The organism is Duganella rivi (genome assembly GCF_009857435.1).
Classification (GTDB): domain Bacteria; phylum Pseudomonadota; class Gammaproteobacteria; order Burkholderiales; family Burkholderiaceae_D; genus Rugamonas; species Rugamonas rivi.
In genome coordinates, this window is record NZ_WWCK01000001.1 from 913744 (window position 1) to 934215 (window position 20472).

Consider the following 20472-nt stretch of genomic DNA (forward strand, 5'->3'; position numbering starts at 1 on the left):
GGACCCGAAGGTCCCGTTTTTTTTACTCTGCGGTAGCAGCAGCTTTTTTGGCCGCTGGTTTCTTCGCTGCCGCTTTCTTGGCGGCTGGCTTTTTCACCGCAGCGGCTTTTTTCGCCGGTGCTTTTTTCGCCGGTGCGGCGGCGCCTTCGTCGCCATCGGCAGCAGCGGCTGCTTTACCTTTAGCCGGCGCTTTTGCCTTGCGCTCCTCAAACTCGAAGCTGATCTTGCCATCCTTGCCCTTCACGAGGAAGGCCTTGAACGGACGACGCGTACGCTGCGAGATGAAGCCCGGCAGCAGGTCGGTCTTGCCGTCGTTGAGCAGCTTGGCCATTTGCTCCGGCAGGATCTCTTGCTGCAAGATGATGCGGCCGCTGCGGAAATCGCACGTCTTCGGTTTCGCCACGCTGTGTTCGCACACGTAAGCCAGACCCATCTCGTACACGCCGCCATTGCACTTCGGGCATGGGCCCAGCGGTGTCTGCTGACTGAAGTCGACCGGTTCCGAATCTTCCGAGTCATCGTTCTGGCCGAAGTCGAACTCCAGCTTGAAATTGTTGATGTCCTCGTCGCGCACGATGCGCAGGATGGCCGCAAACGGACGGCCCATCTTGGAGCGGAAACCTTGCAGCGGGCCGATGGTGCGATCCTTCAGCAGCTGTTCCACTTCGTCGATTTCAAACTGGCGGCCGCCCGGCGTTTTGCTCATCGAGAAATCGCACTTGGTGCACGCGAAGCGGCGATAGTTTTCCTTGACCACGCCGCCGCAATTCGGGCAAGGCGTGTGCATGGTGTGGTAATCGCCCGGAATCGTATCATTGTCGTATTCCTTGGCGCGCTTGACGATGACCTGCGTCATCTGCGCAATCTCGCGCATGAATTCGTCACGCGAGATGCGGCCCTTCTCCATTTGCGACAGCTTGTATTCCCACTCGCCGGTCAGCTCTGGCGCGGTCAGTTCGTTGACGCCGAGGCCGCGCAGCAAGGTCATCAGCTGGAACGCCTTGGCGGTCGGCATCAGCTCGCGGCCTTCGCGCAGCAGGTATTTTTCGCTGATCAGACCTTCAATGGTGGCGGCGCGCGTGGCTGGCGTGCCCAAGCCTTTGCCGGCCATGGCGTCGCGCAGTTCGTCGTCTTCCACCAGCTTGCCGGCGCCTTCCATGGCGGACAGCAAGGTCGCCTCGGTGTAGCGTGCAGGCGGCTTGGTGACCAGGCCGTTGGCGTCGACTTTGTCGGTCAACACTTTCTCGCCCTTGGCAACCGGAACCAGGCTCTTGTTGTTGCCTTCCTTCTCCTTGTCGTCGCTGTCGGCTTCCTTGCCGTAGATCGCCAGCCAGCCCGGATTGGTCATGACCTTGCCTTCGGTCTTGAAGGTGTGGCCCGACACTTCGGTAAAGCGGGTGGTGACCTGGAACTCGGCCGCCGGGAAGAACACCGCCATGAAGCGGCGCGTCACCAGGTCGTACAGTTTCTGCTCAGGCTCGGACAGGTTCTTCGGTGCGATGGTGGTTGGAATGATCGCAAAGTGATCCGAAATCTTGGTGTTGTCGAAGATGCGCTTGTTCGGCTTGACCCAGCCCTTGTCCAGGATCTGCTTGGCGAACTGGTGATAGTTGTTGTTCTCTTTCACCACTTCCAGCGTCTGCTGCACGGTCGCCAGATAATCTTCCGGCAGGTGGCGCGAATCGGTACGCGGGTAGGTCAGCACTTTGTGCTTTTCGTACAGCGCTTGCGCCAGGCCCAGCGTGTTCTTGGCCGAGAAGCCGAAACGCGAGTTAGCCTCGCGCTGCAAGCTGGTCAGGTCGAACAGCGCCGGCGCCATCGAGGTGGTCGGCTTGGCTTCTTCGGTGACGTTGCCCTGCTTGCCGCGCACGGCCAGCGCGATGGAGTCGGCCGCAGCCTTGCTCCACAGGCGCTCGGCGCGTTTCTCAGGATCGGTCTCGTCTTTCTTGAACTTGGTGTCCAGCCAGCGGCCTTCGTACACGCCGGCGGCGCAGACGAATTCCGCGCGCACCTCCCAGTAGTCGCGCGGGACGAATTTCTTGATCTTCTCTTCGCGCTCGACCACGATCGACAGGGTCGGCGTTTGCACGCGGCCCACGGTGGTCAGGTAGAAGCCGCCCTCTTTCGAGTTGAAGGCGGTCATGGCGCGGGTGCCGTTGATGCCGATCAGCCAGTCCGCTTCCGAGCGGCAACGCGCGGCGTCGGCCAGCGGCATCATGTCTTCGTCGGTGCGCAGGTGGGCGAAGCCGTCGCGGATCGCGGTCGGCGTCATCGATTGCAGCCACAAACGCTTGACCGGCTGCTTGGCCTTGGCGTTCTGCGCGATCAGGCGGAAGATCAGTTCTCCTTCGCGGCCCGCGTCACATGCGTTAATCAAGGTGGTGACGTCTTTACGCTTGATCAGCTTGTTCAGCACCTTGAGGCGGGCCTCGGTCTTGGCGATCGGGTTCAGCGCAAAGTACGGCGGAATCATCGGCAGGTGCGCGAAGCTCCACTTGCCGCGCTTGACGTCATGTTCTTCCGGGACGGCGATTTCCAGCAGGTGACCGACGGCGGAGGACAACACGTACTCGTCGGATTCAAAGTACTCATCGTGCTTGGTGAAGCCGCCCAGCGTCTTCGCGATGTCGTTCGCGACAGACGGTTTTTCGGCGATGATGAGGGTTTTGCTCATATTTTAGTATCTCGTTTTTAACACTTTGGGGGATTAGCATGCGCATCATACATGGATCGCGGCGCAATCTACATGTTTCCGTCACAGTCTTATCAAGGCGATAATAATAAGCGGATTGCTTGGCGAACTGCAAGCGTACTGAATCACAGGAACAATTATGGCCTGTTGTGTTGCTTAAAGGGAAGTTTTTATGCGGACTTAATGCAACAGGCGCGGCGCTTGGTCTTCGTCCGAGCCGAACAGGTCGTCAAACATCAGCGCGTCCGGTTCCTTGCCCTGGCTCCACAGCAACATCAGCACGATGACTTTGAGCTTGCCCAGCGATACCGGCGCTTCGTCCAGCGCCAGCGCGCGCTCGATCACGATCTCGCGTTGCAGCGGCGACAAGACCTTGGCCGATTCGAGGAACTGGATGAAGCCGATGGCGGCGCCGCCCAGCGCGTCAGTTTCTTCGTCAACGTAGAAGCGGGTGCCGGTGGAGGCGGCGGTCAGCGCATGTTCAATCCCGGCCATTTCCGTCAGGTCGGTCAGCCATACCAGTGCTTCGGAGATCTCAACATCGTCAAAACCAACGGCCGACAGCTTCTTGGCCAATGCAGCCGGTTCCGGGCAGGCATCGGGACGATAATAAGTCTCGTAGAGATAAACAAGGACGTCGAACATGGCTCTACTCTATCAGTTAAAACGAATCGGAGACAAGTGCTGTTCAAAGCCGCAGCCGTTGAAACATTCCGCCCGGCAAGCGTTCGAGCAGGCCGGCCAGTTCCAGCGCCAGCAGTTGGCCTTGCAACTCGCCGGGCGACTGGTTCAAATGCAGCGCCAGCACCTCGGCTTGCACCGGATCAGCACCCATTGCATCCAGCACAAGATCGACAAAGCTGTCGTCCAGCGCGGAACGCGCACCGGCTTCGCCATCGGTCAGCATTTGCATATCGCTCAAGACATCGTAGCCGGATTCAACCAGCCGCGCGCCCTCGCGGATCAGTTGGTGGCAGCCTTTGGATAGTGTCGCATGAATCGACCCGGGGACGGCGTACACATCGCGTCCCTGCCCCACCGCCAGCTGCGCGGTAATCAGCGAGCCCGACTTTTCTGCCGCCTCCACCACCAGCACGCCGCGCGCGAGGCCGCTGATGATGCGGTTGCGGCGCGGGAAGTTGTCGCGCGAGGGCGGCGTGCCGAGCGGATATTCGCTCACCACGCAGCCTTCCTCGGCAATGCGGCGCGCCAGTGCGCCGTTGCGGGCGGGATAGATGCGGTCGATGCCGGTGCCCAGCACGGCGATGGTGCCGCCGGGGCCGTTTAAGCCGCCAAGGTGAGCCGCCGCGTCGATGCCGAGCGCCAGCCCGGACACCACGGTCACGCCGGCCTCGGACAAGGTCTGCGCCATGCGCTCGGCATTGAGCACGCCCTGCCGGCTGGCGTTGCGCGAACCGACTACCGCGATCGAACGGCGCGCCAGCAGCGAGGCGTCGCCCTTGAGGTACAGCAGCAGGGGCGCGGCCACGATGTTGCGCAGGTAGTCAGGATAATCGGGATGGGTGACCGGCAACAGGCGGTGGCCGGGCTGCGCTTGCCACGCCAGCATGGCGTCCAGCCGGGATTCCATCTCGTCGGCGGCCGCACCAGTAGGCGGCGACAGCAGGTTGGCAGCTTGGCGCGCCGTGACGATCTCCAGCAAGCGCTCTCGGCTCGCTTCAAAGATGGCTTGCGGCGTGCCCAGCGCTTCCAGCAGCTTGTGCGCCGTCAGCAGGCCGACACCGCCGGTCTGTTGCAGACGCAGCCAGCCCGCCAGCGCTGGCCTTGTCAATTCGGCAGGGGTATCCGTGGCTTGCACGGCGCGGCTTACTCCGGCGACTTGGCGACGTCGCCCACTTCCACCGGCGCTGTCACCTGCATGATCAAGCCGTAAGAAATATGCTTGAACGTGCGGAAGATAAACAAGCTGCCCACTTCTTCATCCGGCAGCTTGACCTGCTGCTCGCGCCCAAACCAGCTTTTCTGGCCGGTGGAATCGCTCACAGTTCTTCCTGCATGGTACAGCTGCAATACGGAGCCGACATCGAGTCCGTCAAGCTTTCCGCGATTAATGCTGACAATCTGATTTTGACCGGCGTGGGTCACGCCGCCATACACCGCCACCACCCGCGCATCAACCGCGCGCTCCGGCGGATGCGGCACGTAGTTTTGCATCGGCGTTGGCGGTACGGCGCGCAGCTGGTCGCCCTTGCCCATTTCCTGATTGGCGGTGGCCACGGTGAAGGTGTGCACGTCAGAACCGGGCTTGGCCTCGGTCTGTAATTTCAGCGTGCCTAAATAAAAGGCCTCGTAGCCGATGACTTGCTTGGTGACCGGATCTTTCAGCGGCGCGCCGGGACGGAACACCTGGAACGAGCTATTGTCCTTGAGATCGCCGCGCACGTAAGCCTTGTCGCCCTTGCCAAGGAACACGCGGCCTTCCTGCGTGGCGATGATGCGCGGCGCGCCTTTCAACTCGTCGTCTTCAATGATCAGCGGCTGAGTCAGGAACGGTTCGATCACGCCCGGCGGAATCGACGGCACGGCGTCCTTGCCCAAGCCCTCGGTGCGCACGCGCGGTTCCAGCTTTTGCGTGGACGGATCATTCAAGCCCTCGCCCAGCTGGTTGCCCAGCCGCAGGCGGCCTGTGGCGCGGTCGAACCAGATGATCTGGCCCGGATAAATCCAGTGCGGGTTAGCGATTTCGTCGCGGTTCATGCCCCAGACGGTGGGCCAGCACCACGGTTTTTGCAAGAACACGCCGGAGATATCCCACAGGGTGTCGCCCTTGACCACCACGTGGCGGTCGGGCGCATCGGGCCGGAATTCGCATTTCAGGGGAGCGGCCGAGGCGGCCGAGGCGGCGGCAAACAGGGCGGCCAGTGCGAAGCGGGTACCGACTGTGCTAAAATTTTTCATTAATAGATCCAGTAAGTGCGCCGCAAGCACACGGCAGCAGGCTAGTAAAGCTTGCCAAATTGAATCAAATTCTGCCCATAAAACCCTGAACTAGCAAGCGAAACCACGCTCGGGAAAACCGTGCTGCGACAGGGGCATTAGCAAGGCATTCACATAGTTTTCACTTAGTCATCATGGCAATTTTAAATATTCTGCGTTACCCCGATCCACGCCTGCACAAAGTGGCCGTACCGGTCACCGTGTTCGATGAGCGCCTGGAAAAGCTGGTGGCCGACATGGCCGAGACCATGTACGACGCGCCGGGCATCGGCCTGGCCGCCTCGCAGGTGGACGTGCACGAGCAAGTGGTAGTGATCGATATCACCGAAGACAAGAGCGGTCTGGTCGCCTACATCAACCCGGAAATCCTGTGGAGCAGCGATGACAAGCAGGTCTACGACGAAGGCTGCCTGTCGGTGCCGGGCGTGTACGACGGCGTTGAGCGTCCATCCAAAGTAAAAGTGCGCGCCTTTGACGTCAAGGGCCAGCCGTTTGAAGTGGACGCCGACGGCCTGCTGGCCGTGTGCATCCAGCACGAGATGGATCACCTGCAAGGCAAAGTGTTCGTTGAATACCTGTCACCGCTGAAGCGCAACCGCATCAAGACCAAGCTGCAAAAAGAAGAACGCGGCATGCAGCGCGAAGCCCAGCTGCGCGCACAAGGCCGTCGCTTCTGATGAAAGTCATCTTCGCCGGCACGCCGGAATTTGCCGCCGTAGCCCTGCAATCGCTGCATGAGGCTGGCTTTGACATCCCGCTGGTGCTGACCCAGCCCGACCGCCCTGCCGGCCGCGGCATGCAGTTGCAGCCGTCGGCGGTGAAGCAGTACGCGGTGTCGAAAGGCATCGAGGTATTGCAGCCGCTGTCGCTGCGCATGGACAGCAAAGACCCGCAGCGCGCCGAAGAAGCCAAGGCCGCGCATCAGCGCCTGCTGTCCACGCCGTACGACGTGATGGTGGTGGCCGCTTACGGCCTGATCCTGCCGCGCTCCACGCTCGACATCAAGCCTTGCCTCAACATCCACGGTTCGCTGCTGCCGCGCTGGCGCGGTGCTGCGCCGATTCACCGCGCGATTGAAGCGGGCGATACGGAAACCGGCATCACCATCATGGAGATGGAAGAAGGCCTGGACACCGGCCCGATGCTGCTGATCGAACGCGTTGCCATCGAAGACAGCGACACCACCGGCAGCCTGCACGACAAGCTGGCCGCGCTGGGCGGCAAGATGATTGTCGAGGCGCTCAACAAGATGAAGGCCGGCCAACTGCCTGCTACCGTGCAGCCGGAGGAAGGCGTCAACTACGCGTCCAAGATCAGCAAGGAAGAAGCGGCGCTGGACTTCACCCAATCGGCGGCGGAGATCAGCCGCAAGATCCGCGCTTTCAATCCCTTCCCCGGCGCGTACGGCACGGTCAACGAGGTCCACATCAAGCTGTGGGGCGCCGAGGTGCTGGACGGCGGCAACGCGCCAGCCGGCACAGTGCTGTCGGCCGATGCGCAGCATGGCATCGTGGTCGCTTGCGGCACTGGCGCGCTGCGCTTGACGCAGCTGCAAAAGCCCGGCGGCAAGCGCCTGCCTGCGGCGGAATTCATCAAGGGCTTCCCGCTCGAAGGCCTGCGCTTCAGCTAAAAATAGCGGTCTCAAGCACGATCGCCGCATATTCGTTATGATGGTTTATTGCCCGGTGAATTTCACACCGGGCCTTATACTCAAAGGGAATATGCATATGAGCGACGTGATCAATCACCTCAACTGGCGCTACGCCACCAAGAAATTCGACGCATCGAAAAAGCTCGATGAAGAGAAGCTGAACCGCATCCTGGAAGCGATCCGCCTGGCGCCGACGTCGAGCGGCTTGCAGCCGTTTGAAATCCTGGTAGTGAAGAACGACGGCCTGCGCGCCAAGATCCGCGAAGTGGCATGGGGTCAATCGCAAGTGACCGAAGCTTCGCACCTGCTGGTGTTCGCGGCCTGGGACAACATCACCCCGGCACGCATCGACGCTGCCTTTGATTACACCAACGAAGTGCGCGGCTTCATCAACGAAGGCTGGGAAGCTTATCGCAAGCAGTTGCACGGCATCGTTGCTGCACGCGGCGACGTGGCTAACTTCGACGCCGCAGCACGACAAGCCTACATCGGCCTCGGCGTCGCACTGGTGGCTGCTGCCGCTGAAGGCGTGGACAGCACCCCGATGGAAGGTTTCGATCCAGCGGCCGTCGACCAAATCCTGGGCCTGAAAGAGCGCAACCTGCGCAGCGTGGTAATCCTGCCGCTGGGCTATCGCCAGGAAGAAGGCGACTGGCTGGTGAACCTGAAAAAAGTTCGCCGTCCGAAAGACAAGTTCGTTAGCGAGATCGTTTAAACGCTTAGTCGATTAAGGAAACGACGCGGTCGCCGTCGGCTGGCTTGCAGCCGTCGGCGATCGGTGTCCAGCCGCGATGGATGACGACTTGTTTTTCATCGTGGCACAGCTCCACGCGCTCGCTTTGCGGAAAGCGGGCGCGCACAAAACTCTCTATCGTGGTCGGCAGGCTGATGTGCAGCTTGAGCGCGACGCGGTCTTCATCGGGATGATCGTCCAGGTGCAGCAGCGGCACGAAGGCTGAGGCCAGCATCCAGAAACGCGAGCCTACTTCTACCGGCTCCGGCACATAGTGTTCATCGCGCAGCCAGCGTTGCGCGCGTTCGCGTAAATCTTCCCCATCTTTCAGATTGCCCCAGCCAGCGGCCAGCATTTCGATCAGCCATTGATTGCAGTTCTGGTAGCGCAGACTGTAGGCGTAAGCATTGGCGCTGTACTGCGCGGCCAGCAGATGCAGTGCGCGCGGCGTATCGGGTTGCAGCGTTAGCACCGCTTGTGGCGGCAGGCGCACGATGCTCAGGTAGCCGAGCTTGGGATCGTCGGTGCCCATCGCAAAGCCGGCCAAGCCCTGATCGTAGATGCGCGGCCGGCCTTCATCGCAAGCGTAGTAAAGCTGACGCGCCGACCAAAGGCCCTGCTCCGAGCGCCAGGCAATGGCGGCATGCGAATAGCGGATGTTGAAGCGCGATAGATCGAGACCGGAGCGGCTGACCAGCGCGACGTTTTCTTCGGTGGCGGCCAGTTCGTCGCGCAGCACGGCGGCAAAGCGGAGCAGGCGGTCTTGTTCAGCAGCGCTGAGTTCTTGCGAACGGTCGCAGAAGCGCGCAGAGGATGCGTGGGCTGTGCTTGCCGCGAACAACAAGCACAGCGCCAGCGTAGGTGCTGGTTTCAAAGGCTCAGCGGACGTGAGGCCAGCTCGCCGTGCCACTCATCGGCCAGCACGAGGTAGAACGGCTGGCGATTGTCGGCGCGGCCGAACTCGATGCCGTAGACGCGGTTGTGCGCGTACATTGCATCGCCGACGGCCAGCTGCTGCTGATCGAAAGTCGACTGCGGCAGGTCAAGCACAATGCGCTGCTCTGGATCGTCAGCCTGCATGGTGACGCGGGTGCGGCCGGCGCGTTCCGGCGTAGCGGCAATCTGGATGATGCGGTAATCGCCATCGGCCACCTTGTTGCCGTTGTGCGAGCTGTTGCTGGAACTGGACAGTGAATCCGACACACTGCCACTGGAAGCGGAGCCGGCGCTGGAGGCCGACGACGCTATGCTTTCAGCCTGCGCGGTCAAGGCCAAACCCAATGCGCCGATGGCGGCGATCAAACGTAAAGAGCACTTCATCAACAACTCCTCAACTCAGCAAATGAGGAATTATAATCGTGCTGGTCTATGCCTAGGAGTTAGCCATGAGTGAAATCACCTGCTGGTTCGATTTCGCCAGCAACTACAGCTACCTGAGCGTGCTGCGGCTGGCGCGGCAACAGGACGTCATCGTCCACTGGAAGCCATTCCTGCTGGGGCCGATCTTCAAGGAGCAAGGCTGGGACAACTCGCCGTTCGTACTGCAAAAAGACAAGGGCGACTACGTCTGGAAGGACATGCCGCGCGAGTGTGCCAAGTACGGCTTGCCGTGGCGCCAGCCGTCCGCGTTCCCGCGCCGCTCGATACTGGCGGCGCGCGTGGCCTTGCTGGGCGAGCACCAGCCATGGATCGCCGAATTCTGCGCCCGCGTCATGCTGGCCAATTTCGAGCACGATGAAGACATCGGCAACCAGGCATGCATTGCCGCCATCCTGACCAGCATCGGCCTCGATGCTGAAGCCCTGCTAGCCGCCGCCCAATCGCCCGACAACAAAGCCCGCCTCCACGCCCGCAGCGACGAAGCACGCGCCCTCCACATCTTCGGCGCCCCCACCTTCTTCGTCGGCCCCGAAATGTATTGGGGCAACGACCGCCTCAGCGACGCCCTCGCCTACGCCACGCGCTGAAATAGCAGATTGTTGCGGGGATGCCGCTGTTGGCTGAAGCTTATTCAGGGATGCCGTATAATCTCAGACCGCCCTCAGCTTCAGGCGCGCTTCCCACGACCTTAGAGATATCAAATGAATAACACCGTGTCCCATACCGTCATGTCCAAGACCGATGCGCAGCTGCGCGAGATCCTCGCCCGCCGCATCATGATCCTCGACGGCGCCATGGGCACCATCATCCAGCAGTACAAGCTGGATGAGACCGCCTATCGCGGCGGCCCGACCGGCAAGTTCATTGACTTCGCTGCCCCCGCCGGCAGCGGCGCGCGCGAGCTGTTCGTCAAGGGCAATAACGAGCTGCTGACGCTGACCCAGCCGCACATCATCCAGGAGATCCACGAGCGCTATCTGGCCGGCGGCGCCGACATCATCGAGACCAACACCTTCGGCGCCACCTGGATCGCGCAGGACGATTACTACATGGGCGAGCTGGCCTATGAGATGAACGTGGAAGCGGCCAAGCTGGCGCGCAATGCCACCGCCAAGTACAGCACGCCGGACAAGCCGCGCTTTGTCGCCGGCGCGCTCGGCCCAACGCCGAAAACCGCCTCGATCTCGCCAGACGTCAACGATCCGGGCGCGCGCAACATCACCTTCGATCAGCTGGTCGATGCTTACTACGAGCAAACCAAAGGCCTGATCGCAGGCGGCGTTGATCTGCTGCTGGTCGAAACCATCTTCGACACGCTGAACTGCAAGGCCGCCCTGTTCGCCATCGAAAAGTACTACACCAATCACCCGGCGCAAGAACGCCTGCCGCTGATGATCTCCGGCACCGTGACCGACGCCTCGGGCCGCATCCTGTCCGGCCAAACCGTGCCGGCTTTCTGGAACTCGGTACGCCACGCCAAGCCGCTGACCATCGGCCTCAACTGCGCACTCGGCGCGGCGCTGATGCGTCCCTACGCCGAAGAGCTGTCGCAGATCGCTGACACCTTCGTCTGCATCTACCCGAACGCCGGCCTGCCTAACCCTATGAGCGACACCGGCTTCGACGAGCTACCGGCAGACACCTCGGCCCTGTTGAAGGAATTCGCCGAAGCGGGCTTCATCAACGTGGCTGGCGGCTGCTGCGGCACCACGCCGGATCACATCAAGGCTATCGGCGAAATCCTCTCCACCGTGCAGCCGCGCACCGTGCCGGAAGTGCCGGTAGCGCAGCGTTTGTCTGGCCTGGAGCCATTCACCATCGACGACGACTCGCTGTTCGTCAACGTCGGCGAGCGCACCAACGTGACCGGCTCCAAGGCCTTCGCGCGCATGATCTTGAACGAGCAATACGACGAAGCCCTGAGCGTGGCGCGCCAGCAGGTGGAAAACGGCGCGCAAGTCATCGACATCAATATGGACGAAGCGATGCTGGACTCGCAAGCCGCGATGACGCGCTTCCTCAACCTGATCGCCTCCGAGCCGGACATCTCGCGCGTGCCGATCATGATCGACTCGTCGAAATGGTCGGTGATCGAAGCAGGCCTGAAATGCGTGCAAGGCAAATCCATCGTCAACTCCATCTCGATGAAGGAAGGCGAGGAGGAATTCATCCGCCAGGCGAAACTGTGCCGCGCCTACGGCGCCGCCGTCATCGTCATGGCCTTCGATGAAAAAGGCCAGGCCGACACCTTCGAGCGCAAGATCGAAATCTGCGCCCGCGCCTACAAGGTGCTGACCGAGCAAGTCGGCTTCCCGCCGGAAGACATCATCTTCGACCCGAACATTTTCGCGGTCGCTACCGGCATCGAAGAACACAACAACTACGCAGTGGACTTCATCAACGCCACCCGCTGGATTAAAGAGAACCTGCCGCACGCGAAAATCTCGGGCGGCGTATCGAACGTCTCGTTCTCCTTCCGCGGCAACGACCCGGCGCGTGAAGCGATCCACACCGTGTTCCTGTACCACGCCATCAAGGCCGGCATGACCATGGGCATTGTCAACGCCGGCATGGTCGGCGTCTACGACGACCTGGAACCGGAACTGCGCGAGCGCGTGGAAGACGTGGTGCTGAACCGCCGCGAAGACGCCACCGAACGCATGATCGAATTCGCCGGCACGCTGAAAGCCGGCGCCGGCAAGCAGGACGCCGCCAATCTGGAATGGCGCAACGGCCCGGTCGAAAAGCGCCTGGCGCACGCGCTGGTGCACGGCATCACCCAGTTCATCACCGACGACACCGAAGAAATGCGCGCCGCCGTGGCAGCCAAGGGCGGCCGCCCGATCCACGTGATCGAAGGCCCGCTGATGGACGGCATGAACATCGTCGGCGACCTGTTCGGCCAGGGCAAGATGTTCCTGCCGCAGGTGGTGAAATCGGCGCGCGTGATGAAGCAGGCCGTGGCCCACCTGATCCCGTTCATCGAGGAAGAAAAGCTGGCGGAGGAAAAACGCACCGGCATCGTCGCCAAGCCGAAGGGCAAGATCGTCATCGCCACCGTCAAGGGCGACGTGCACGACATCGGCAAGAACATCGTCTCGGTAGTCCTGCAATGCAATAACTTCGAAGTGGTGAACATGGGCGTGATGGTGCCCGCCTCAGAGATCCTGGCCAAGGCCAAGCTGGAGAACGCCGACATCATCGGCCTGTCGGGCCTGATCACGCCATCGCTGGAAGAAATGGCCCACGTCGCCAAGGAGATGCAGCGCGACGAGCACTTCCGCATGCTGAAGATCCCGCTGCTGATCGGCGGCGCCACCACCAGCCGCGCCCACACGGCAGTGAAGATCGCCCACAACTACGACGGCCCGGTAGTCTACGTGCCGGATGCATCGCGCTCGGTCTCGGTGGCGCAATCGCTGCTGACGCCGGAATCGCGCGAGCAGTACATCACCGAACTGGAACAGGATTACGAGCGCATCCGCGAACAGCACGCCAACAAGAAAGCGCTGCCGATGCTGTCGCTGGCCGACGCGCGCGCCAACAAGATGAAGCTGTCGTTCGCGCCGGTGAAGCCGAAGTTCATCGGCCGCCGCGAATTCAAGAACGTCGACCTCGGCACCATTGCCAGGTACATCGACTGGGGCCCGTTCTTCCAGACCTGGGATCTGGCCGGCCCCTTCCCTGCCATCCTGAACGATGAAGTGGTGGGCGAAGCGGCGACTAAAGTATTCGAAGAAGGCCAGGCGATGCTGAAGAAGCTGATCGACGGCCGCTGGCTCACCGCCAACGGCGTCATCTCGCTGCTGCCGGCCAACAGCGTCAACGACGACGATATCGAGGTCTACACCGACGATACGCGCAGCACCGTGGACTTCACCTACTACGGCCTGCGCCAGCAAGGCGTGAAGCCGGTGGTCGATGGCGTGCAGCGTCCTAACCAGTGCCTGGCCGACTTCATTGCGCCGAAAGACAGCGGCATCAAGGATTACATCGGCATGTTCGCCGTCACCGCCGGTCTCGGCATCGAGAAGCACGAGAAGCGCTTTGAAGATGCGCACGATGACTACTCGTCGATCATGTTGAAATCGCTGGCCGACCGCCTGGCCGAAGCGTTTGCCGAGTACCTGCACGAGCGCGTGCGTACCGACCTGTGGGGCTACGTGGCCGATGAAAAGCTGAGCAATGAAGAGCTGATCGGCGAGAAGTACCTCGGCATCCGTCCGGCGCCGGGCTACCCTGCTTGCCCTGAGCACACCGTCAAGCGCGAGATGTTCAACACCATGCAGGCCGGCGAGATCGGCATGGAACTGACCGACTCCTACGCCATGTATCCGGGCGCGGCGGTGTCAGGCTTCTACTTTGCGCACCCGGAGTCGAAATACTTCGTGGTTGGCAAAATCGGTAACGACCAGGTGGAAGATATGGTCAAGCGCCGCGGTGTCGCCAAGGAAGATGTGGAGCGCTGGCTGGCGCCTAACCTCTCCTAAGAGGCTAGGCAGTGTGCTGCTGCGTTACAGAGCGTAGCGCACCACGTTATCGCTCCACTCAAACGCGGCCATTTCCAGTTCCACCAGTTCGTCGGTGGACATGGCGAGGTCGCGCAGGGTCGGCACGATGTGGTTGTCCATTTCTTCAATGCGCTCGATGCATTCGACCAGCTTGAGCAGGTCGCCGAAGAAGCCTTCGCGCTGCAACAGCGCCGAGCGCACGTCTTCCGTGACCGGAATTTGTTCCAGGATCTCGGCCATCGAGATGCCGAACAGCGTATCCATCAGCGACATGATGCCGACCGTGAAAGCGATGTCGGCCGACTCGCGCTGCTTGGGCCGCAGCTTGCCGGCCAACAGCTCCAGCAGGCGGCCACGGGTGGTGGCCAGCATCAGCAGCGGCGTCATGCTGTGACCGCGCTTGCTCGGCTCGGCGTACAGCATGATTTGCAGCCAGCGCTGCAACTGACGGCGGCCGAGGATGGTCACCGCCTGGCTCAGCGAATCGATGCGCTGGCGCGCGCCCACGGCCGGCGTATTCACCAGGCGCAGCAGGTTGAGCGCTAGCGACACGTCGCGCTTGATGGCGCGTTCGATTTCCTGGTTGTCGGCATCCGAGGTGACCAAGGTCATCAGCTCCATCACCGCCAGCTGCGACGGCGACAGCTTCTTGCCGCTCATGATCACCGGCTTGGAGAAATAATAGCCCTGGAAATAATCGAAACCGAGGTCGAGGCAGTTCTTGAATTCTTCGCGCGTTTCCACCTTTTCCGCCACCAGCTTTTTCTTCTCCTGGCGGAAGCGCGGCGCCAGCTTCATCAGCGCCGACAGCGGGATGTTGCGCATGTCCATCTTGACGTAGTCCACCAGCGGCAGCAGTTCCAGCACGTCCGGGTTCTCGCCGGTAACGTCGTCCAGCGCAAAGCTGAAACCGTGGCCGACCAGCTCGCGGATACGCGCCACCACTTGCGGCGTGGCCTGCATGGTGTTGATAATCTCCAGCACCACCTTCTCGCGCGGCAGGAAGGGGAAGATGTCGCTCATGATCACATCGGCGTCAACATTGACGAAGCCGAGCGCGTCGCCGATGGTCTTTTCCATGCCCAGCTGCGAGGCGTGGGCGATCACCGCAGCAGTCGCGGTCAAATCGTTGGTCACATGGGCCGGCCCGACCGGAGCGTTGCGGAACAGCAACTCATAGCCGAACAGGGCCTGGTTGCGATCCAAAATGGGCTGGCGTCCCAGGTAGAACTCGCGCACGCGCAAGCTACGGGGCCCAGTGTCATGTAGAGTTAGATCGATCATTTGCCTATTTTGACAGCAATGGGCGGCTGTGTCTTGCAAAATAATCTCAATCTACCGCTTGTGGGATCCCGTCGATAAACAGTTTGAGTTCGCCCGGCTGGAAGGCTGTCCATTGTTCGTTGGTTGTCAGCGGCTGGGTGACGATGATGGCAACCCGGTCGTTGGGCGTGGTCACTTGCGAGAAATCCACGCTGACGTCTTCGTCGGACAGCTTGGCCGTATCAAACGGATGCTGGCGCACCAGGTAGAACAGATTGGTCGAACAATGGGCAAACAGCTCGCCGCCCGAGGACAGCATCATGTTGAAGGTGCCGTGGGTGGCGATCTCGTGCACCAGCGAACTCAGCACCGAGCGCAATTGATCCAGCGGCGGCCGCTGCTCGCCGAAACGGGCACGCAGCTGTTGCAGGATGTAGCAGAAGGCTAACTCGCTGTCGGTCGTGCCTACCGGGCGGAAGGCGCCGTTCAGCAGCGGCGCAAACTCCTTCAGGTCGCCGTTGTGGGCAAACACCCAGTACTGGCCCCACAGTTCGCGCACGAAGGGATGGCAGTTCTCCAATGCCACTTGGCCCTGGGTGGCCTTGCGGATGTGGGCAATGACGTTGGTGGACTTGATCGGGTAGCGCTTGATCAGCTCGGCAATCGGCGAGCTGATCGCGGCTTGGTGATCGACGAAGTGGCGCACGCCGGCGCCCTCAAAAAAGGCGATGCCCCAGCCGTCGTGATGGGTATCGGTCTGGCCGCCACGCATGGCAAAGCCGGTAAAGCTGAACACAATGTCGGTCGGGACATTGCAGTTCATTCCTAGAAGTTGGCACATGGCGTGATTATAACCACGCCATGCGCTAACCGGCCCCTTTTAATGCAGCAATACGGGCTGGCTCATCAGCGCATCGTAGCTGCCGAGGAATTCATCGATTTCCGCCATGGTGGGCTCGCCGGCAATCAGCTCGTTGACGTCGCGGCGGAAGTTCTGCGCCAGAATGCCGGCGATGAAGATTTCGCGCTTGCCGCCCTTGTCGACGATTTCATAGCCGCCGAAGCGCAATGCATCCAAGTTACGATCGGCGCCGAATTCGACAACACTGTATTGCTCGCTGTTGTAGATGAGGTTCATTTTGCTTCCTTTCACAAGGGGCGAAACACCTGCGTTTCCGCCTTCTCCCCACAGATGGGTCGAAAACGGGCCATTTCAAGGCCAATCAGCGGGCTGGGGCTAGGCCGCGATGTCGTCTTGCAGTTCCAGCAAGGCTCCGTAGGGCGCTTCGGACAGCCAGGTACGCAGCTGTTCCAAGTGCTCGGCGGACGCCAAGCTGATGTAGAGCCGCGCGGGGGGACGGCGCAGCACACGGTTTAATGTTACTCGCAAAATCAGATTACCGCTGCAATGGAGGCAGCCTGGAGCGATACGCAACACTTGTGGCGTGGTTTCGAAGGGAAATGGGCCATCCACAGGATCAAAGGATAAGGCCGAACTGCCGTCCGACAAACCCTCAAGGATGATAACGCTGGCCCCCTCCGATGGGAGATGGGCCGCAATGGCCGCCTCGCGCGCACCGGCGCGGGGGCCGGTGACCAGCCAGGCCGGCACCGGCGGCCGGTGATGGGCGGCCCCGGTTTCGGCTGCGCTGGTCACGGGGCTAGGCGCCCTTCTTTGCCAGCTTGCCCGGCTCGACGCCCAGTTGCTTGAGCTTGCGGTACAGGTGGGTACGTTCGAGGCCGGTTTTCTCGGCCACGCGCGTCATGCTGCCGCCTTCGCGGCCCAGGTGGTGCTCGAAGTACATGCGCTCGAATGCGTCGCGCGCCTCGCGCAGCGGCAGGTCGAACGACAGGTTGAACATGTGGTTGTCGGCGCCGGCCACGGTGGCGCCGCCGCGCACCGCGATCTGCGCCGAGGCCACCGGCTGGGCAAAGCCCGGCGCCGCCGATTCTTCCGGCTGCGCTGCCGCTACCGGGCGCGGCGCCAGCGCCGGGGCGCGCACGGTTTCCTGTGCACGGGTCAGGCCGGCCTGCACCGCTTTCAGCAGTTTTTGCAGGGCGATTGGTTTTTCCAGGAAGTTCAAGGCGCCGATCCGGGTCGCTTCGACCGCCGTATCGATCGTGGCGTGGCCCGACATCATGATCACCGGCATGGTGAGCAAACCGTCGCGCTGCCATTCCTTGAGCAGCGTGACGCCATCGGTATCCGGCATCCAGATATCGAGCAGCACCAGGTCAGGCGCACCCTGGGCACGCGCCTCGCGCGCCTGCTGGGCGTTTTCCGCCAGTTGTATTGCATGTCCTTCGTCGCTCAAGATTTCCGAGAGCAACTCGCGGATACCCATCTCATCGTCAACAACCAGAATGTTTGCCATCTTCCCTTGTCCTCATTTCGCCGTCGATAGACAGCAATGATTTTTGTAATTCATAGCACTTTAGCTATTTTGCGACGCCGGTGCTAACTTTAACAGCAAAATCAACACTGACGCGCCACTTCTATCGACATGGTTCTGGATATCGATCCGTCCGCCATGTTCTTCGATAATTTTTTTGACCATCGGCAGGCCGAGGCCGGTGCCGCGCGCCTTCGAGGTCACGTAGGGTTCAAACGCGCGCGCCAGGATTTTCGGTGCGAAACCGGGGCCGTTATCCGAGATCGCCAGCCGCACCGCCGTGCGCGCGTTTCCGTCCGCGCCCTGATAATGAATGGCTTCGGTGATCACGTCAATGCGTGGCTGCGGTGCGCCCTCCGGCAACTCGGCCATGGCGTCCTGCGCGTTCTGTAGCAGGTTGTGGATCACTTGTCGCAGCTGGGTCGGATCGCCCATGACCAGCGGCAAGCCCGCAGCCAGTTGCGGGTGAATAATGTCGTTTCCTTCGCCGCTGATGTAGAGGTGCAGGATCTCGTCGATCAGCGCGTTCAGATCCAGCGATTCCAGCACCGCCGGCGGCGTTTTGGCGTAGTCGCGGAAGTCGTCCACCATGCGCTTCATGGCCGCCACCTGGTTGACGATGGTGGCCGTGCCCTTGTTGAGCAGCTCGGCGTCGCCCGGCATCAGCTTGTCTTCAAGCTTCATCTGCATGCGCTCGGCCGATAGCTGGATCGGCGTCAGCGGATTCTTGATTTCGTGCGCCAGGCGGCGCGCCACCTCGCCCCAGGCGATCGAGCGCTGGGCCGAGATCACGTCGGAGATATCGTCGAACACCACCAGGTAGCCGCTGCCGCCTTCCACCGGCAGGCGCGAGCCGCGCGTCAGCAAGGTCAGGTCGTTACCTTCGACGCCGATGGCCTGGCGCGGCACTTCGATCTGGCGCTGCCAGTGCAGGCGCGCGATGTTGCGGCCGGCCGCCGACTGCGCATTCTGCGCCGCAAACGCGGCGACGATGGCGCCGCCGAATTCCTGCAAGCCTTCGATCTCGTCGAGCTTCTGGCCGATCATGGTAACGCCGGCCTGCTGCAAGATGCGCTCGACCGAGTCGTTGCAACTGACCAGGTGAAACTCGTGATCGAGCACCATCACGCCGGCCGACATATTCGCCAGCACCGACTCCAGGTGGGCCTTGGCGGTTTGCAGCGCCGAGCGGTTGCGCTCGACCGCGCTGCGGGCGTCCGACAGCTGGCGCGTCATGGTGTTGAACGACTGGGTCAGCGTGCCCAGTTCATCGGAAGTAGCAACGATAGGACGCGGCGACAAGTCGCCCTCCGCCACCGCGCGCGTACCTTCGGCCAGCAGCAGCAGCGGTTGCGCCAGGTCGTTGGCGATCAGGAAGGCGCTGGCAATCGCGCCGAACACCGCCAGCAGCAGGGTCAGCGTCAGCGTCACGATGTACATTTTGCGCAAGCCGACGCGGGCGTCGAAGCGCTCTTTGTAATCGGCGTAAGCGGCGCGGATGGTTTCGCCGTCGGCCGCCAATTGCGCCGGCGCCAGTTGCAGCAATTGCAGGTAGCGCGGCGCCAGGTGGGTGCCGTTCGGCTGCACGTGGTCGGGAATTGCCACCAGCACGCGCAGGCGCAGCTGGTTGAGGGTTTCGGCCGGCAGCGGTGCGTTGACCAGGTCGCTGTGCAGTTCGTTACCGCCTTCCGGTGCGCCGTAGACATCGTCCTTGCGCACCTTGGCCATCATGTCGCGGGTCGGCAAGTCGGCGCTCAGGTTGCCGCTGCGGCTGGCGCGGGCGCTGACCACCAGCCCGCCTTCGGCATCGACGATGATGGCGTTCTGCATGCCGGGCTGGCTCTTCACCAGGGCCGCCAGGGTGGCGCGCTCGGTGCCGAACGGGCGGTCGGCCAGTTCCTGCACGGTGCGGTTGGCGGTGACGGTCAGTTCAGCAACTGCACGGTCGAGGCCGGCACGGCTGAGGTTGATGCCCGATTCCAGCGCTTCTTCCACCGGCACGTTGAACCAGGAGTCAATCGAATGGGAAACAAACATCACCGAGACCAGGAAGATCACCAGCCCCGGCAGCACGCCGATGGCGGCAAACAGCAGCACCAGCCGCGTCATCAGCTTGGAACCAAACTTGCCGGCCTTGAAGCGGGCGTACAAGCGGAACAGGGAGACGGCCACCAGCAGCAGCAGTGAGACGGCCACCGCCGCGTTCAGGCCCAGCAGCCAGCCATAGTAGCGGTCGAAGAAGCCGGAATTGTCGGAGGCCGAGGCCAGCAGGAATAACAGGATGCTGACGATGCCGCCGCCAACGACAGAAAAATACCGCAGGGCCGTCTTCACTTACTCGGCCCTGTACTGGAAGGACTTCTTGTCGGACGCCAGGCGCCACTCGTTGTTGTTCAGGGCGTTGACCTTGAGCGGTTTGGGCACGTAATTGGGATCGAGGCCCATGCTCAGCTTGACGTTGTAGTTCTCGCCCACCTTGAGCGCACCGCGCGGCGCCACCAGCCAGCGGTTGGGGCGGCGGATCAGGAACAGCGCGTCTTCCAGCGTGGAGAAACTCTGGTGCACATTGCCGCTGATGGCCACGTTGTACTGGCGTGTCAGCACGTTGTACGACAGGCTGATGGTCTGGCGCGCGGTAATGGCTTTTTCGTCGAACCAATACCAGCGCGGGCGGGTGAATTCGATCTCGGTGTAGAAGTACAGCGTCTTGCCGTATTGCAGCGCGTCTTCCATCTCGCGGCTCAGTTCAAAGCCGTAGGTGGCGGAGAGGCGGTAGCCGTCCTCGGTGGACTCGACCAGGTAGCGGCGGATTTCCACGCCCTCGGCCGCGCGCGATGGCTGCGGCAACAATGCCAGCAGCATCAGCAGGGATCCGACTAGGAGGCGAAAAA

General features: G+C 61.8%; 18 protein-coding genes. 5 read left to right on the top strand and 13 right to left on the bottom strand.

The annotated features are described in order from the left end of the window. Positions 1-22 precede the first annotated feature (22 nt). The 4 genes from GTP45_RS04250 to GTP45_RS04265 form a co-directional block, all read right to left on the bottom strand. The gene (locus GTP45_RS04250) at positions 23-2674 is read right to left on the bottom strand and encodes a DNA topoisomerase III (protein ID WP_161012606.1); all 2652 of its coding nucleotides are present in this window, start codon (positions 2672-2674) and stop codon (positions 23-25) included. Positions 2675-2872: 198 nt separating this feature from the next. Further along, positions 2873-3337 carry a Smg family protein gene (locus GTP45_RS04255; protein ID WP_161012607.1) on the bottom strand — a complete coding sequence of 155 codons (465 nt, stop codon included), beginning with the start codon at positions 3335-3337 and terminating at the stop codon, positions 2873-2875. Between the two features lie 43 nt (positions 3338-3380). Then, complete coding sequence (dprA, locus tag GTP45_RS04260) at positions 3381-4511, bottom strand: DNA-processing protein DprA (protein ID WP_161012608.1); 1131 nt, start codon at positions 4509-4511, stop codon at positions 3381-3383. A gap of 8 nt (positions 4512-4519) precedes the next feature. After that, on the bottom strand, positions 4520-5611 hold the full coding sequence (locus tag GTP45_RS04265) for a LysM peptidoglycan-binding domain-containing protein (RefSeq protein WP_161012609.1): 1092 nt from the start codon (positions 5609-5611) through the stop codon (positions 4520-4522). 173 nt (positions 5612-5784) lie between these two features. On the opposite strand from GTP45_RS04265, the gene def reads away from it, so the two are divergent. The 3 genes from def to GTP45_RS04280 all read left to right on the top strand — a co-directional run bounded on the left by def (position 5785) and on the right by GTP45_RS04280 (position 8016). Further along, entirely contained in the window at positions 5785-6327 is a 543-nt protein-coding gene (gene def / locus GTP45_RS04270; RefSeq protein ID WP_161012610.1) for a peptide deformylase, read from the top strand. After that, the gene (gene fmt, locus GTP45_RS04275; RefSeq protein WP_161012611.1) at positions 6327-7280 is read left to right on the top strand and encodes a methionyl-tRNA formyltransferase; all 954 of its coding nucleotides are present in this window, start codon (positions 6327-6329) and stop codon (positions 7278-7280) included. Before def ends, fmt begins: the two co-directional genes overlap by 1 nt. Before the next feature lie 97 nt (positions 7281-7377). Next, the gene (locus GTP45_RS04280; RefSeq protein ID WP_161012612.1) at positions 7378-8016 is read left to right on the top strand and encodes an NAD(P)H-dependent oxidoreductase; all 639 of its coding nucleotides are present in this window, start codon (positions 7378-7380) and stop codon (positions 8014-8016) included. A gap of 4 nt (positions 8017-8020) precedes the next feature. Here GTP45_RS04280 and GTP45_RS04285 read toward each other — a convergent pair whose 3' ends face one another. Together GTP45_RS04285 and GTP45_RS04290 are read right to left on the bottom strand one after the other, a co-directional pair. Continuing rightward, positions 8021-8908 carry a DUF2145 domain-containing protein gene (locus GTP45_RS04285; protein WP_161012613.1) on the bottom strand — a complete coding sequence of 296 codons (888 nt, stop codon included), beginning with the start codon at positions 8906-8908 and terminating at the stop codon, positions 8021-8023. Continuing rightward, positions 8905-9354: a hypothetical protein gene (locus GTP45_RS04290; RefSeq protein WP_161012614.1), complete on the bottom strand. Its 450-nt coding sequence runs from the start codon at positions 9352-9354 to the stop codon at positions 8905-8907. The genes GTP45_RS04285 and GTP45_RS04290 overlap by 4 nt, the downstream gene beginning before the upstream one ends. Positions 9355-9419: 65 nt before the next feature. Here GTP45_RS04290 and GTP45_RS04295 point away from each other — a divergent pair, with 65 nt between their 5' ends. Both GTP45_RS04295 and metH read left to right on the top strand, forming a co-directional pair. Beyond that, positions 9420-10001 carry a 2-hydroxychromene-2-carboxylate isomerase gene (locus GTP45_RS04295; RefSeq protein WP_161012615.1) on the top strand — a complete coding sequence of 194 codons (582 nt, stop codon included), beginning with the start codon at positions 9420-9422 and terminating at the stop codon, positions 9999-10001. A gap of 141 nt (positions 10002-10142) precedes the next feature. Next, complete coding sequence (gene metH, locus GTP45_RS04300; RefSeq protein ID WP_161012719.1) at positions 10143-13904, top strand: methionine synthase; 3762 nt, start codon at positions 10143-10145, stop codon at positions 13902-13904. Between the two features lie 24 nt (positions 13905-13928). Here the strand turns inward: metH and GTP45_RS04305 are convergent, their stop codons facing one another. From GTP45_RS04305 to GTP45_RS04335, 7 genes are all read right to left on the bottom strand, one after another. Then, on the bottom strand, positions 13929-15209 hold the full coding sequence (locus tag GTP45_RS04305) for an EAL and HDOD domain-containing protein (RefSeq protein ID WP_161012616.1): 1281 nt from the start codon (positions 15207-15209) through the stop codon (positions 13929-13931). Positions 15210-15255: 46 nt separating this feature from the next. After that, entirely contained in the window at positions 15256-16029 is a 774-nt protein-coding gene (locus tag GTP45_RS04310; protein WP_161012617.1) for a class II glutamine amidotransferase, read from the bottom strand. A 39-nt stretch (positions 16030-16068) separates the two neighbouring features. Then, positions 16069-16326 carry a BTH_I0359 family protein gene (locus tag GTP45_RS04315; RefSeq protein WP_161012618.1) on the bottom strand — a complete coding sequence of 86 codons (258 nt, stop codon included), beginning with the start codon at positions 16324-16326 and terminating at the stop codon, positions 16069-16071. 99 nt (positions 16327-16425) lie between these two features. Further along, positions 16426-16557 (bottom strand): hypothetical protein, encoded by a 132-nt coding sequence (locus GTP45_RS29135; protein WP_308494579.1) that lies wholly within the window; start codon positions 16555-16557, stop codon positions 16426-16428. 292 nt (positions 16558-16849) lie between these two features. After that, complete coding sequence (locus tag GTP45_RS04325; protein WP_161012620.1) at positions 16850-17563, bottom strand: response regulator; 714 nt, start codon at positions 17561-17563, stop codon at positions 16850-16852. 60 nt (positions 17564-17623) lie between these two features. Next, positions 17624-19915 carry a sensor histidine kinase gene (locus GTP45_RS04330; protein ID WP_161012621.1) on the bottom strand — a complete coding sequence of 764 codons (2292 nt, stop codon included), beginning with the start codon at positions 19913-19915 and terminating at the stop codon, positions 17624-17626. Next, positions 19916-20443: a DUF4390 domain-containing protein gene (locus tag GTP45_RS04335; RefSeq protein ID WP_229258324.1), complete on the bottom strand. Its 528-nt coding sequence runs from the start codon at positions 20441-20443 to the stop codon at positions 19916-19918. Positions 20444-20472: the final 29 nt, after the last annotated feature.